General features: G+C 46.7%; 8 protein-coding genes. 6 read left to right on the plus strand and 2 right to left on the minus strand.

Going from position 1 to position 14676, the window contains the following annotated elements; genetic code table 11:
• Positions 1–167 precede the first annotated feature (167 nt).
• Positions 168–1145, plus strand: coding sequence for an RNA methyltransferase (locus MKX75_RS06155; protein WP_339168899.1), 978 nt, complete (start codon positions 168–170; stop codon positions 1143–1145).
• A gap of 339 nt (positions 1146–1484) precedes the next feature.
• Here MKX75_RS06155 and MKX75_RS06160 read toward each other — a convergent pair whose 3' ends face one another.
• Positions 1485–2441: a D-2-hydroxyacid dehydrogenase gene (locus MKX75_RS06160; protein ID WP_339168901.1), complete on the minus strand. Its 957-nt coding sequence runs from the start codon at positions 2439–2441 to the stop codon at positions 1485–1487.
• Between the two features lie 207 nt (positions 2442–2648).
• Here MKX75_RS06160 and thpR point away from each other — a divergent pair, with 207 nt between their 5' ends.
• Both thpR and MKX75_RS06170 read left to right on the plus strand, forming a co-directional pair.
• Positions 2649–3251, plus strand: a complete 603-nt coding sequence (gene thpR, locus MKX75_RS06165; protein ID WP_339168903.1) for an RNA 2',3'-cyclic phosphodiesterase — start codon at positions 2649–2651, stop codon at positions 3249–3251.
• A 130-nt stretch (positions 3252–3381) separates the two neighbouring features.
• The gene (locus tag MKX75_RS06170; protein WP_339168904.1) at positions 3382–4239 is read left to right on the plus strand and encodes a cell wall hydrolase; all 858 of its coding nucleotides are present in this window, start codon (positions 3382–3384) and stop codon (positions 4237–4239) included.
• A gap of 275 nt (positions 4240–4514) precedes the next feature.
• Here the strand turns inward: MKX75_RS06170 and MKX75_RS06175 are convergent, their stop codons facing one another.
• Complete coding sequence (locus MKX75_RS06175) at positions 4515–5729, minus strand: glycosyltransferase (protein ID WP_339170374.1); 1215 nt, start codon at positions 5727–5729, stop codon at positions 4515–4517.
• 380 nt (positions 5730–6109) lie between these two features.
• Between MKX75_RS06175 and MKX75_RS06180 the strand changes: the two genes are divergently transcribed.
• The 3 genes from MKX75_RS06180 (at position 6110) to gltB (ending at position 14451) form a co-directional block, all read left to right on the plus strand.
• Positions 6110–6691 carry a TetR/AcrR family transcriptional regulator gene (locus MKX75_RS06180; protein ID WP_062833031.1) on the plus strand — a complete coding sequence of 194 codons (582 nt, stop codon included), beginning with the start codon at positions 6110–6112 and terminating at the stop codon, positions 6689–6691.
• 206 nt (positions 6692–6897) lie between these two features.
• Positions 6898–9180: a YhgE/Pip domain-containing protein gene (locus MKX75_RS06185; RefSeq protein ID WP_339168906.1), complete on the plus strand. Its 2283-nt coding sequence runs from the start codon at positions 6898–6900 to the stop codon at positions 9178–9180.
• Between the two features lie 672 nt (positions 9181–9852).
• On the plus strand, positions 9853–14451 hold the full coding sequence (gene gltB / locus MKX75_RS06190) for a glutamate synthase large subunit (protein WP_076331940.1): 4599 nt from the start codon (positions 9853–9855) through the stop codon (positions 14449–14451).
• Positions 14452–14676 lie beyond the last annotated feature (225 nt).

Raw genomic sequence — 14676 nt, forward strand, 5'->3', positions numbered from 1 at the left:
TTTTCTAACTATTAGATACGTGCAAGGAAATGATAGTTGTCTAGGAGCCTGACATTGTATACAATGACTACCTGAAGCTAACGTAACAGCCGATATTCGCTATGTCTTCAATAGGCTAGTATTTATATAGAAGAAAACATAAGTTTTGAAGGAAGGAGAGGATAACTTTGCCTGATGAATTACATGGTGTTCACCCTGTTTCTGGGAAATACCTCTATACCTTTGCTTGTCATGAGAACGAGCGCGAATTGTGCATGCTGGAGCTGAGCACGCTACTTGAACCGAGTTCGGATATCTGCTTAGATGGGGGCTCGTATGTGTGGTCCGAACGATGTATTCCACCTGGACGTAGCCCTTTTATCCATGGCAGACTGGACGTGATCGGTGAAGGGAACACTGTGACGGATCTGCTTCCTCTTGCTAAAGAGATCCAGTTGTTGCCAGGAGATACATTTAAGGTAGTTTGTCTGAAAGAAGGCGATCATGCACCTGATTATGCACAGTCTCGTCAACTGGAAAAAGAAGTCGGCATGTGCATTAAAGGCAAAGCGCAGATGAAGCAACCTAAGGTGACTTTCGGCCTAATCCAAACAGGAGAAAAATGGATCTTGGGCCAGTGGACAGAAGCGGATCGATCTTGGCAAATTCATAGACAGAAGCCGCAAAACTACTCCACTGGATTTGGCATCACGCTCGCGAGAGCGCTGGTTAATATTGCTATTCCGAAGGTGGAGAATCACCGGTTGCTTGATCCCTGCTGTGGCATGGGAACAGTTGTAATTGAAGCTTTATCCATGGGAATTGATGCAAAAGGTAACGATCTGAATCCTCTGGCTGTCCGAGGTGCACGTATCAATCTGCCGCATTATGGATATGATTCGGATCGAATCACACTGGGAGATATGAATGAACTGGAAGGTTTGTATGATGCAGCAATTCTGGACATGCCTTATAATCTCTGCTCTGTACTCCCGGATGATGAGCAACGAGCCATGCTGGAGAGCTTGCGCGGATTGGCAAAACGGGCAGTTGTTGTTTCCACAGAGTGGGTAGAAGAGCACTTGCTGGAAGCGGGATGGATGGTAAAAGAGTACCGAACAGTAAACAAAGGCACGTTTATACGTCATATTTGGCTGTGTATGTAAGCGCAAAAAAACAAAAACTCTACCTCTGAGGAAATTTCCAGAGGTAGAGTTTTTTTATTGCTTACAATATCCGTTTGAACTAACTGTTTAGACGAGAACGAGAGGACAGAAAAAACTGAAGAAGCGGAGCTAAAAGCTTTCTGTAAGAAAGCTGCATCGGAAGCATACTCTTCGCCTTTATTCACAGATTTTCACTTTTATAAAAGTGAATCAAAAAATCTGGGAATAACAGTAATCGGAAGGTTATTCTGTCATCGGAGTTGTAAGTCTAAATCTTTTTAGTTCAATTGATATCGTTGATCTGATTTGCACAATATTGCATGGGAACGGGTGTTTGTGTTAATATTTATGACTATAATCCACAAGGTTCACCGGCAGGGTGTCGCCAGCGACATAAGCTTCCAAATTTTTGACGAAAATATCGACTGCTCGATCTGCGTATTGCTCTGTACTTCCTGCGATATGAGGCGTAATTAACACGTTATCCATGCCCCATAGCGGGTGGTCTGCCGGAAGGGGTTCTTCTTCAAACACGTCCAGTGCGGCGAAGGCAACCTGGCCATTTTGGAGCGCGCTCAGCAAGGCGTCCGTTTTCACACTCGGGCCACGGCCCACATTGACGAAGCAGGCACCGGATCGGAACTGCTCAAATGCAGTTTGATCATATATATGTTTGGTTTCATCAGTTAGCGGTAAAATGTTAATTACATAATCGCCCTGGCTCAAGGCTTCATGTAAACCGGTCATGTCGTACATTTGATCCACATTGGGGACATCCTTACCTGAGCGGCGAACTCCGATTGTGCGCATGCCGAGTGCTTTGAGGACGCGGGCTGTTTCGGTTCCGATCTCACCCACACCAACGATGACCGCTGTTTTTCCATGCAGTTCCGGCAATGGTTTGGCAGGAGCTTTCCATTCGGACTGTTGTTGGTGCAACATGGCTTGTCTCAGCCAGCGACTGTGGGATAACATCATGCCCAGAATGATTTCGGTGATTGGAATCGCATGGACTCCATTTGCACTGGTGACCTGAACATTCATTTGTTGCAAATCGGCGAATGGGAGACTGTCCACACCTGCGGACCAGACCTGGACCCACTTCAGCAGGCTGTCCTGTTTCAGAGCATGTTCAGTGACGAGTGGTGACCAGCCGAAAATAATCTCAGCCTCTTTCAACTCAGCGGGGTCCAATTCCTTGGCTTTTCCAAATTTCAGGGTGTATCCCGGCGCAGCATTCTGAATGCGTTGTTGCTGTTCTTCGGATAGAGATGGAAAACATACAATTTTACCCATAATGTGTGGTCCTCCTGAGATATATAGTTTGATGAGTTTGATAATTGAAGTGTATCAGATTTGATGTTGGATGTGCATTACGGTGGAAAATGCAGGAATCTAGCCTTATTTGCAAAATCTGATCTTTGTGTCACTCTATACTTACCCAACTTGAAACAATATGTATAGTTATGAAATAATAGAGCGAACTTTAGAGAGGTGTATGCAATGAATAACCAATCATATCAGGATCATGCATCCCGGCGGGAAAGATTGTTTGTAGCGATTCGTCTTCCTGTAGCTGTTCAGCAGTCTCTTCAGATGGATGCGAGGCTTGTACAGAACAAGCTTGATTTTCGTAAATGGACAGATCATAGAGATTTTCATATAACCTTGCAATTTCTGGGGGACACCTTCGTTAGTGACATTGGACATCTGCGAAAAGCATTGCGCTCAGCAGCAGCCGGATTCCAGGCTTTCGAACTTCAGCTATCGGGCTGGGGCACATTTGGGCTTGAAGAAGCCCCTAAAGTGCTCTGGAAAGGTGTTAGCGGAGAGGTGAATCAGTTGCTTTCATTACAAAAAGAGATCGTGAAGGCTACTTCAACCCTTGGGTATGAAGCTGAATTAAGACCATTTGCTCCGCACATTACAATCGCCAGAAAGTTTCTGGGGCAGATTCCAGGTAATGAGAATAAAGGGGTGTCCGGAGTGCTTCCGGAACATTCCACAGGTGCTAATTCATGGATGGTGGAGGACGTTGTACTTTATGTGACAAGGCTTGGACAATCGCCAATGTATGAGGTCGTGGATACGTTCTCTTTTTCCTGAAAATCATTTTTATGCCATAAAATCACATTGACATTACGTTTATCCCTATGTAATATTAGCCATCGTTATTCAAATTCTTTTTTTTGGGTTACTTAGATTAGGGAATTGTTTCGACAGGAGGAATCTTCGAATGAACATTATAAGCAAGAATCGTTGGGTAGCACCGATGTTATCAGTGCTGCTTGTATGTATAGTGGGGGTAAATGTCGTTCAGGCGACGGGGAAGTGGAATGAAGCTAGTGATAGTAAACAGATGACCGAACTTGCGGCTTCTGTGCAAAATAACCAATCATCTACGCAAGAAGAGAGGCGTATGATGGAAGATGGGACAAGTCTGTCCTCTAATCTGTCTACCCAAACCGTAGCGTGGACTGAAACTCTGCCAGCGAAGAACTGGCTTACGACTACTCAAGAAGAGCAGGAACTGCAAGAAGCCAAGGCCAAGAACAAAGCTAGAGCTGTAGCTGCGGCCAAAGCCAAAAAAGAAGCTGCACTGAAATTGGCCAAAGTGGAACGTGCCAAAGCGGTAGCTGCTGTAACAACTCCCCCCCAAAAACTATACTTTACGCGGACCGAACTTTTGAACCAGGAAGACTCGAAACTTGCAACTTGGTCATACAGTGTGTCCGATAAAGAACTGCATCTGCTGCAAAAAATCGTCATGGCAGAAGCAGAAGGTGAACCGTACGAAGGCAAGGTGGCAGTTGCCAATGTTGTCTTAAACCGGCTGCGGTCAGCCAATTTTCCCGATACCATCTACAAGGTCATCCATCAGAAATCCCAGTTCAGTCCTGTAGCGAACGGACGTTTGAAACGTGTGGTTCCCAATGAGGACAGTATCAAAGCAGTCAATGCTGCGCTGAATGGGAAGAAGGAAGTTGCCGATGATACGTATTATTTCTTGTCATTGACGCTTGCCGACGATCTGACAGTTGCCCGCTCGAAGAAAAAAGTAAAAACGATCGGTCATCATACATTTTACAAGTAATTGACCCGTAAATTCTGCAAACAGGCAGGGTAGTTAACTGTGTGTGCATCGCACAGACCTTGAAAAAGCCTGAATCGTAGTTTTATTTCGTTATTCTCAAATATCGTTATACTCTAAATTACCCTTTTTTCTGCCAAATCATACGGTGGATTTAGCGAAAATAAAAGAAGGTTCCCTTCCAAAATGACGGAAGGGAACCTTCTTTGTATATAAGGAGTATTTGTCTTGTCCCCTAGAACACCTCGTGAGAGCTGTTCTATAGGTCCATAGAGGCATCAGAATGGCATTCTGGTACCTGACAAGGACGTGGCAGTAATTCCGGCTGTGAAGCGCTCCACGGACGTTGTTGTGACTTCGGATGTTGTCGGGAATAATAAGTCATGGACAGCTTGTGCACAACACGTTGGATCATAGGCTGAACGATTACCTGAATTAAGGGCTACGTTCAGCGGGCTTTCAGCTTGAGAGGATGCCTGCTCGCATAATTGTCTAAAACGATTGGTGATTACGTCGGCAGAGTGAATGACCTGACCGTATCCGGCTTGTACAAAGTATTCACAGTTCTCTTCCTCTTGACCTGCCAGCGGAGGGATAAACAGCATCGGTAGACCCTTGGCTAGCGCTTCAGTGCATGTCATGCCACCTGGCTTCGTGATCAGCACATCGGATACATCCATCAGTTTGCTTACTTCCCGCGTGTATCCCAGGATGCGAATATTAGGGTGTTGAAAGCAAGGCATTTCCTTCATTTTCGCGATCATTTTCTCGTTGCTTCCAAGACAGAAGACCATTTGCACACGATCTGCCCAGGACGTGAGAGCTTTCATATGATCCTCATCAAAAGAAAGTCCCCAGCCTCCACCCATGAGAAGCGCGGTAGGCATGTTCTGAAGCCCCATCTCTTCTCGCAGCTTCACCTTGTCGCCTGCTTCCCAGAAGTCCGGATGCACAGGAATTCCTGTGATCTGAATGTGAGAGGGATCGACACCCCGGATCTCAAGCAATGCTTTGACCTGAGGGGTAGAGACCAGATATTTGTTCACTTCAGGATTAATCCATGTTCCATGCACATCATAATCCGTCACGACGGTATAGAGTGGAATATTCAGACCCTGGCGCTTGAGCCGGGAGATCACTGCATTTGGAAAAGGATGGGTACAGATCACCGCATCCGGTTTCAGCTGGGATACAACCTGCGCCGTCTGTGTATAGAAAATTCGGTGTAACGCCAGTTTGGTAAAGCCGTTTAATGATTTGTTGTACTGGGTACGGTACAACAGGCTGACCAGTTTGGGTTGAACCGACAATGTCTTTCGATATGCAGAAAAGATTAGCGGAGCCACCGTTGGGTTTAAAAATTTGCCTAGTTCAATGACACGACTGTGAACATGTGGACTGACTTTTTTGATACCATGTGCCAGCGCATGAGCGGCCTGAGTGTGACCGGTACCGAATCCTTCCGATAATAAGAGCACTCTTGGTTTTCGCATGAGTTCACCTTTATTCATAAGTTTAAATTCAAGATTAAAATATTCATCGTTTATTCTAGCTATGGATTGCGTTACTACATGAATATACATAGAAACGCAAAATCATGTTTCTTCTATGAATATTTACACTATATATCTTACTCTGAGACAGCCTAACTTCATTTATGTGCGTATTGTTTGAGTCATCTTACACTATAGACGACGACAGAAGGAGTTTCCACTGCATTTAGGTTAAAAAATATTAACACAATTTTTTAAATGTTAGGGTTGCAATCTGTTTTCGAAGGTGGTATTGTAGTTTTTGACCGAATGACTGAATTGTATTTTTGGTCATTTATATGGAACGTTTGAACAATGAATCAGAATGAAGGAGGGATTAGATGGCTCCGATTGACAGGAGACAGCAGGTGATACATGCAGCAGCCCAGTCGTTTGCCATGTTTGGATACAAAGCAACGACGATGGATCAGGTTGCCAAGATTGCGAATGTTGGCAAAGGAACGATCTATACGTTTTTCACGAATAAGGAACAATTGTTTGATCAGATCCTGGTAGAAGTGATTCAGGAAATGAAGAACATTGCGCATCGTGAAGTACATCAGGAAAGTGCATTTTTCGATAATCTGTTTCGAGTACTGGATGCCTTGTTAGAGTTTCGTCGTGATCACGATCTGCTTGTTAAGTTATCTCAGGAACTGAAGGACTTTGGTACACTGCAGGCCAAGGAAGGTTTGGACAAAGTGGAGAAAGTGATCTCCGATTTTCTGGCTCGGGAGCTTGAGAAAGCGAAAGAAAATGGAGAGATTCGGGATTGTGACCCACAAGTTGTCGCTTTTATGATGATTCGCCTGTACATTGCGCTCACCTCAGACTGGAGCAAACAACATCAACCGCTGAGCAAAGAGGAAATTAAGACTTACTTTCGCCTTTTCTTAATGGAAGGAATTGCTGCTGTAACGTAATCCGAATTTAATCTACTATAATATAAGGATTTTTACGCGTATCAAGCAGTGAGACTTGTCGGAAGACAGGTTGTTTTTTTGCTCTAAAGTGACCGTTTGAGGAAAGTGGTCATTGCGTGTTTCAGTATATTTTCTGGAATGCGACATTGTATTTCATTATGGTTATTCCTGCTCACAGAGCAGAGAGATTAAGGGGAGAAAATGACATGAAATCTTTATCCGTGTTTTTCAAGGATGTGGGATCGGCCGTGAGAAACCCGAAGGTGTTGATCCCTGTTATTGCAATTATGTTTATACCGATCCTGTATAGTGGCATCTATTTGGCGGCCTATTGGGACCCGTATGGTCATGTGGATGAGATGCCGGTTGCCGTTGTCAATCTGGATAAAGGCGCTGAGTTGGAGGGTAAATCCCTCCATGTAGGTAGTGATCTGGTGGATGAGCTGAAGAAAAATGCAGATTTCAAATGGGATTTTGTCAGTGCCAGTCAAGCCAAAGAAGGCATGAGTAATGACAAATATTATATGCAAATTACAATTCCGGAGAACTTCTCATCTCAGGCAACAACGTTGCTCGATGACAAGCCCGAGCCGGCTGATCTGATCTATGAACCCAATGGCAATTACAGCTTTGTCGGTGCACAGATCGGTAAGACTGCTATTAAGGATCTGAAAGCGAAGGTCTCGGCCAAAGTTACGGAATCCTATGCAGAGACATTGCTCGATAAGTTCTCCGAGGTATCCGATGGTTTAGCGGAGGCAGGCGACGGAGCAGGGGAACTGAATACGGGGGCAGGTAAACTGGATGATGGTGCCGTGAAGCTCAAGGATAACTTGGCGAAGCTCGCTTCGGGCACGCTTGAACTTCAGGAAGGACTTTCTCCATTAAGTGATGGTGTTAACGCGCTACACACTGGGGCGACCAAGCTTGAAAGTGGAACATCGAATCTTGTCTCCGGTCTGCAACAGCTTCAGGCAGCAGCATCAAGTCAGCTTCAGAGCGGAGCCGATCAGTTGAAGGATGGCAGCGCCAAGTTGGAAACTGGACTCCAGTCTTCACTGGATGGCACAAACAAGTTGCAGGCTGGCTTGCAATCGTCCGAACAGGGCAGTGCGAAGCTGTCTGATGGTCTGCAAACAGCTGTTCAGGGCAGCGGTACACTGGCAACAGGCCTGCAATCGGCTGTAGATGGCAGCTCCAAGGTTGCTGATGGCGCACAGGGTGTAGCCGCCGGATTGAAACAGCTTGCTGCATCGAATCCAGAACTGGCTGAAAATGCGGATGTACAGAAACTGCTTGCAGCAAGTGAAGCTGTTGCTGATGGCAGTGCACAATTGCATGAGAGCGAGCAGAAGCTGGCACAGGGTGCAGATCAGTTGCATCAGGGTAACCAGCAGCTGGCTGCGGGTGCAGCCGAGCTTCATGGAGGTCAGGAGCAACTTCTGGCTGGTGCGAACCAGCTGGTGGATGGTCAAAAGCAATTGCTGGCTGGTGCCGGACAGCTTAGTCAAGGAGGAGCGAAACTCTCCGATGGTCTGAAGCAATTCAGTGGCAAACTGGGCGATGCTGCAAGTGGTGGTACATTGCTTGCAGATGGTGCCAAGCAGCTGGGTACAGGTACGACAGCTTTGCAAACGGGTGTAGGTAAACTCAGTGGTGGCGTTAGTTCACTAACGGATGGTTCTAAGCAACTGGGTGATGGCGCAGGCAAACTGGCTGACGGTCTTACTGAGTTAAAAGATGGCTCAAGTGAACTGGCAACCAAGTTGAATGATGCCGCACAGAAAACATCCGAAGTTAAGAAAACGGATGATGTGGTGAACATGTTCGCTGAACCTGTGAACTCTTCGGAGAACACAGCCGAGAACGTGAGCAATTATGGTACAGGATTGACACCGTTCTTCCTGTCCATCGGTCTGTTCGTGGGATCGCTGATTTCGACGATTGTATTGAAAATGCGGGAAACGTCCGTACCTAGTGCAACAGGCTGGAATCGTTTTGTTAGCCGGACACTGGTATTTGGCTCCGTAAGCATTTTCCAATCGGTTATCGTGGCAAGCTTCATGTTATACGGTCTTGGACTGGAGACACACAGCGTAGGGCTGTTCTACCTGTTCACCATTATTACGGGCCTGACCTTTATGTTTATTGTTCAGGCACTTGTAACTTGGCTGGATCTGCCTGGACGTTATGTTGTCATTCTGCTGCTGGTCTTCCAGCTTGCGGCTAGCGCAGGTACGTTCCCTGTAGAACTGATTCCATCATGGCTTCAAGCATTCAGCCCTTGGTTGCCGATGACGCACAGCATTATGGGCTTCAAGGCGGTTGTATCGAGTGGCAATCTGGATGTGATGTGGCATCAGGCAGGAATTCTTAGCATCTATGCTGGTGTGTCCATCGTGTTGACGCTGGCCTACTTCCTCTGGAACGGCAGACGTCCGAAAAAGGAAGTCGAACGGGCTGATTCCGGTCAAGTTGTGACAGCATAAGTCCAATCTGATCTTCAGCAGGAGATATTTACGAAAAAAAACTTTATTTTCATGTAGCGAAATTATGCAATATAGTAGTCAAATAGTGCAAATAGCCTGTGACCCTAAAATGGGGTTACAGGCTATTTTGTATACAAATGCATAGAGAAGCAAAGATTCGCTGGATCAAGCGGTGACAATTTGGTGGAATTATGCTTAAACGCACGCCACATATGGAACGATTTTCTTCTGTCAGCAATTTAATTCAGTTGTACTCTGGCTTAAAAAGTGTATAATTATTCGAAAAAGAGATGAATTTAAACGTCATTACAGTAAAGCTGTACTGCAAAACATTTCTTATCAGAGGTATTAAAAAGTTTAAATTGCGCTGATGTTAGGTCGGTGTTAAAATAATAGAACTATATCAAAAAACGTCGCTCCATATCAGTAGCCGTGCCAGCGGCTGCGTGTTGATTTATATATGCTGTTTGTCGGATCGTCCGAATCAGCTCATCTCATTTTAATGGCTTCTGCCCTATAGCAGGCATATGTTTTTGACAGTCTCATGCTGTCACCTCTTCTATCTAGCAGGCTCTATCGCAAGCGAAAGGCCAGCTCCTCCCGTTTCATTGTTGCCTGTTGCCTATGTTCTTGATCTTTCCGAAATACTTCATTATAGAAAGGTTGCGTTCCATGAGACACATCGGATTACCTCCAAAACAGGGTCTGTATGACCCGCAGTTCGAAAAAGACGCATGCGGAATGGGTTTTGTTGCCAACATCAAAGGAGTACCTTCACACGATATCGTTAGTCAGGCACTGACTATGCTTAGTAACATGGAGCACCGTGGAGGACAGGGAAGTGAACCGAATTCCGGTGACGGAGCAGGTATCCTGATTCAGATTCCACATCGCTATTTTGCACAGGAAGCGGAACGCCTTGGTTTTGCATTGCCAGAACAAGGATTCTATGGCGTAGGGATGTTGTTCCTTTCCCAGGACCCTGCCATTCGCAGTGCACATGAAGAGAGCCTTAAGAAGATTATTGAAGAAGAAGGTCAGACGTTCCTGGGTTTCCGGGATGTTCCTACTTTTGATGAAATGCTGGGCCGTTCTGCACTTGCAGCGAAACCTTATGTACGTCAGGTGTTCATTGGAAGATCGGCAGATGTGAAGGATGAGCTTGGATTCGAGCGTAAGTTGTATGTCATTCGCAGACGCGCTGAGCTGGCTATTCGTTATTCGGCAGATGAAGCAGAAGGCGGTTCGTTCTACCTGCCAAGCTTGTCTTGTCGCAAAATCGTATATAAAGGCATGCTGACAACAGAACAGGTGGGAGAGTTCTATCTGGATCTGCAGCAAGATCTTGTTGAATCGGCTATTGCACTCGTGCATTCCCGTTTCAGTACGAACACATTCCCAAGCTGGGAACGTGCCCACCCGTATCGCTTCATGATCCACAACGGTGAGATCAACACGATGCGTGGTAACGTGAACTGGATGCATGCACGGCAGTCCTTGTTCGAGAGCGAGCTGTTCGGTAACGACATCGCCAAAGTGAAACCGGTCATCAATCCGGACGGTTCGGATACAGCCATGTTCGATAACACGCTGGAGTTCCTGTATCTGAGTGGACGTTCTCTGCCACACGTGGCGATGATGATGGTTCCTGAACCTTGGAGCACAGATGAGGGCATGGACCCTGCCAAAAAGGCATTTTATGAGTATCACAGCACGATGATGGAGCCTTGGGATGGGCCAGCAGCAATGGCCTTTACAGACGGTTTGCAAATTGGTGCAACACTCGACCGTAATGGATTGCGTCCAGCTCGTTATTATGTCACCAAGGATGACCGCATTATCCTGTCTTCTGAAGTTGGGGTACTTGATATCGCGCCGGAAGAGATCCTGTACAAAGATCGTCTGCGTCCAGGTCGGATGTTGCTCGTGGATACACAACAAGGCCGCATCATTGCGGATGAGGAAGTAAAAGCAATCATTGCAGCCGAGAATCCGTATCAGGATTGGCTTGATGAGCATTTGATGGATCTGAGCGAGTTGCCGGAAGCACCGGAACTGCCTGATCCAAAACATGATAACGTGACCCAGCTTCAGCTGGCATATGGTTATACATTTGAAGAGCTTCGTAAAATCCTGGAGCCTATGGCAACAACAGGTATGGAAGCTACCGGTTCGATGGGTTATGATGCACCGCTGGCTGTCCTGTCGGATCGTCCACAGCGTCTGTACAACTACTTTAAACAGATGTTTGCGCAGGTAACCAACCCGCCAATCGATGCAATCCGTGAAGAGATTGTAACGTCTACGGCAACAACGATTGGTCCTGAGCGTAACTTGCTGAACCCTGAACCGGAGAGCTGTCGCCAAATTCGTCTGGATACACCGGTATTGTCCAATGAAGACTTTGCGAAGATTCGCCATGTGCGTCGCCCAGGCTTCCGCTCCATGACGATTCCGATCTTCTTCACCGCTGCAGAAGGAGCAGAAGGACTTCGCAAAGCGATGGAACTTCTCTTCGAAGCTGCAGACCGTGTCATCGACAAAGGTCATAACATTCTGATCCTGTCTGACCGCGGTGTAGACGCAGAGAATGCGGCCATTCCTGCATTGCTTGCTGTAGCAGGTCTGCATCACCATCTGATTCGTCAGGGAACCAGAACAAAAGTCAGCATTATGCTCGAATCCGCAGAGCCGCGTGATATTCACCACTACGCATTGCTGCTGGGTTACGGTGTAAGTGCGGTGAACCCTTATCTGGCCTTTGAAACGTTGGATGACATGATTCAGCAAGGGTTGCTGCGTGGTATCTCGCATGAGAAAGCAGTGAAAAACTACATTAAAGCAGCTACCAAAGGCGTTACGAAAGTGTTGTCCAAAATGGGGATTTCTACGATTCAATCGTATCGCGGAGCTCAAATCTTCGAAGCAGTGGGTCTGAAATCGGACTTCGTTGACCGTTACTTTACCTGGACACCTTCCCGCATCGGCGGAATTGGGTTGGAAGAAGTGGCAGCCGAAGCGTTGACACATCATAACCGTGCCTTTACGGAAAAAGACGGTAATGATAAAGTATTGGATTCCGGTGGAGATTATCAATGGCGTAACGACGGAGAAGAGCATCTGTTCAATCCGCAAACCATTCATACCCTGCAACACGCAGTACGTACTGGGGATTACAAGCTGTATAAAAAATATTCCAAGCTCGTGCAAGGTGAGAATGATCAACTGTTGACTATTCGCTCCATGCTGAAGCTGAAACCGGTTGGAGCTTCCATTCCACTCGAAGAAGTTGAATCTGTTGAAGATATCATGCGTCGTTTCAAAACGGGTGCGATGTCCTTCGGTTCAATCAGTAAAGAAGCGCATGAAGATCTTGCCATTGCTATGAACCGTGTTGGTGGTAAATCCAATACCGGTGAAGGCGGAGAAGATCCGGCTCGCTTCATTAAAGATAGCAACGGGGATTCCCGTCGCAGTGCGATCAAACAGGTTGCATCTGGACGTTTCGGTGTAACATCCAACTACCTGGTTAACGCCGACGAAATTCAGATCAAAATGGCACAGGGAGCAAAACCGGGTGAAGGCGGACAGCTGCCAGGACGTAAAGTGTATCCTTGGGTTGCTGAAGTTCGTGGATCAACACCGGGCGTAGGTCTGATCTCACCACCACCACATCACGATATCTACTCGATTGAGGATCTGGCGGAGCTGATCTATGACTTGAAAAATGCCAATCCGCGTGCTGAGATCAACGTGAAGCTCGTATCGGAAGTAGGCGTGGGTACCATCGCAGCTGGTGTAGCCAAAGGCCGTGCCGATATTATCCTCGTCAGTGGTTATGACGGTGGTACTGGTGCATCACCGCAAGGTTCAATTCGCCACGCAGGTATGCCTTGGGAACTCGGTCTTGCAGAGACACATCAAACGTTGATGCTGAACAATCTGCGTGACCGTGTCGTCCTCGAAACAGACGGCAAAATGCTGAACGGACGTGACCTGGCGATTGCAGCTTTGCTTGGAGCAGAAGAGTATGGTTTCTCTACAGCACCGCTCGTTGCACTTGGCTGTATCATGATGCGTGTCTGTCAGATGGATACCTGTCCAGTTGGTGTAGCGACACAGAATCCGGAATTACGTAAAAATTATATGGGTGATCCGGCTCATGTGGTTAACTTCATGCGATTTGTTGCTGAAGATGTGCGTGAGATCATGGCTGATCTTGGTTTCCGTACCATTCAGGAAATGGTCGGACGTACAGATTGCCTCGAAACGGTAGAAGCCGTAGATCACTGGAAGAAAAAAGGTGTGGATCTGTCTGTATTGCTGCACGTGCCTGAAATGCCGGAAGGCTCTGCACGTTACCGTACACAGCATCAGAATCACCAATTGGAAGAAACGCTGGATATGCAGCAATTGCTGCCACTGGCACAGTCTGCTATTGAATCCGGTCAACCGGTTGAAGCGGTACTTCCAATTACGAACGTTAACCGTGCTGTAGGTACTATTTTGGGTAGTGAGATCACACGCAAATATGGACTCGCAGGATTGCCGGAAGACACGGTTAAATTCAAATTTGTCGGCTCTGCCGGACAAAGCTTTGGGGCCTTTGTACCTAAAGGCATGACCTTAACCGTTGAAGGCGACTCCAATGACTACGTGGGTAAAGGATTGTCCGGAGGTAAACTGATCGTGATGCCTTCTCCGAAAGCAACGTTCGAGGCGGAAGACAACATCATTATCGGGAACACGGCTCTTTACGGAGCAACAAGTGGTGAAGCATATATCCGTGGTATTGCGGGTGAGCGATTCGCTGTACGTAACTCGGGCGCCAAAGTCGTCGTTGAAGGTGTCGGCGACCATGGTTGTGAGTATATGACGGGTGGACGTGTCGTTGTACTCGGCGATACAGGTCGTAACTTTGCAGCAGGGATGTCCGGAGGTATTGCCTACGTATATGATCCGGAAGGCACATTCCTGAAACGTTGTAATCTGGAAATGGTTCTTTTGGAGCGTATCGAAGATGTGGCTGAAAGTGCAGATCTTCGAGGCATGATTCAACGTCATGTTGCCAACACAGGAAGTGCCGCTGGTCAGCGCATTCTGGATAACTGGCAAGATGCGGTAAATCAGTTCGTTCGGGTTATTCCGAAGGACTTCAAACGCATGACAGAGCAGATTGAACGAATTCAGGCGACTGGTTTGACTGGAGAAGCGGCATTGCTCGCAGCATTTGAAGCGAACATGCGTGAACTTGCACGTGCTGGAGGCTAATAACTTCCTTGTTCAAGTGTAAGTGCATGAACAGGTTGTATTAAGAATAATAGGAGCAATATGGTTGCCATTATGGCACCATATTGCTCCTATTTGGCTTTCGACAAAATTAGAACCCGTTCAAAAAACGTTATCGCCATGAGACGACAACATTGAGGAAGTTTCTCAAGTATAATAAGGCTAGTTTTGGAGTGCAGGGAAAGTATAAAGATAAGAGAGGTTAGC

Origin of the sequence: Paenibacillus sp. FSL R5-0341 (assembly GCF_037975235.1) — a bacterium.
Lineage (GTDB): Bacteria > Bacillota > Bacilli > Paenibacillales > Paenibacillaceae > Paenibacillus > Paenibacillus amylolyticus_A.

Excerpts from the sequence above, each read along its gene's own strand:
- MKX75_RS06160 (WP_339168901.1), bottom strand. The coding sequence starts at position 2,441 with ATGGGTAAAATTGTATGTTTTCCATCTCTATCCGAAGAACAGCAACAA.
- gltB (WP_076331940.1), top strand. The coding sequence starts at position 9,853 with ATGAGACACATCGGATTACCTCCAAAACAGGGTCTGTATGACCCGCAG.
- MKX75_RS06170 (WP_339168904.1), top strand. The coding sequence starts at position 3,382 with ATGAACATTATAAGCAAGAATCGTTGGGTAGCACCGATGTTATCAGTG.
- thpR (WP_339168903.1), top strand. The coding sequence starts at position 2,649 with ATGAATAACCAATCATATCAGGATCATGCATCCCGGCGGGAAAGATTG.
- MKX75_RS06175 (WP_339170374.1), bottom strand. The coding sequence starts at position 5,729 with ATGCGAAAACCAAGAGTGCTCTTATTATCGGAAGGATTCGGTACCGGT.
- MKX75_RS06185 (WP_339168906.1), top strand. The coding sequence starts at position 6,898 with ATGAAATCTTTATCCGTGTTTTTCAAGGATGTGGGATCGGCCGTGAGA.
- MKX75_RS06180 (WP_062833031.1), top strand. The coding sequence starts at position 6,110 with ATGGCTCCGATTGACAGGAGACAGCAGGTGATACATGCAGCAGCCCAG.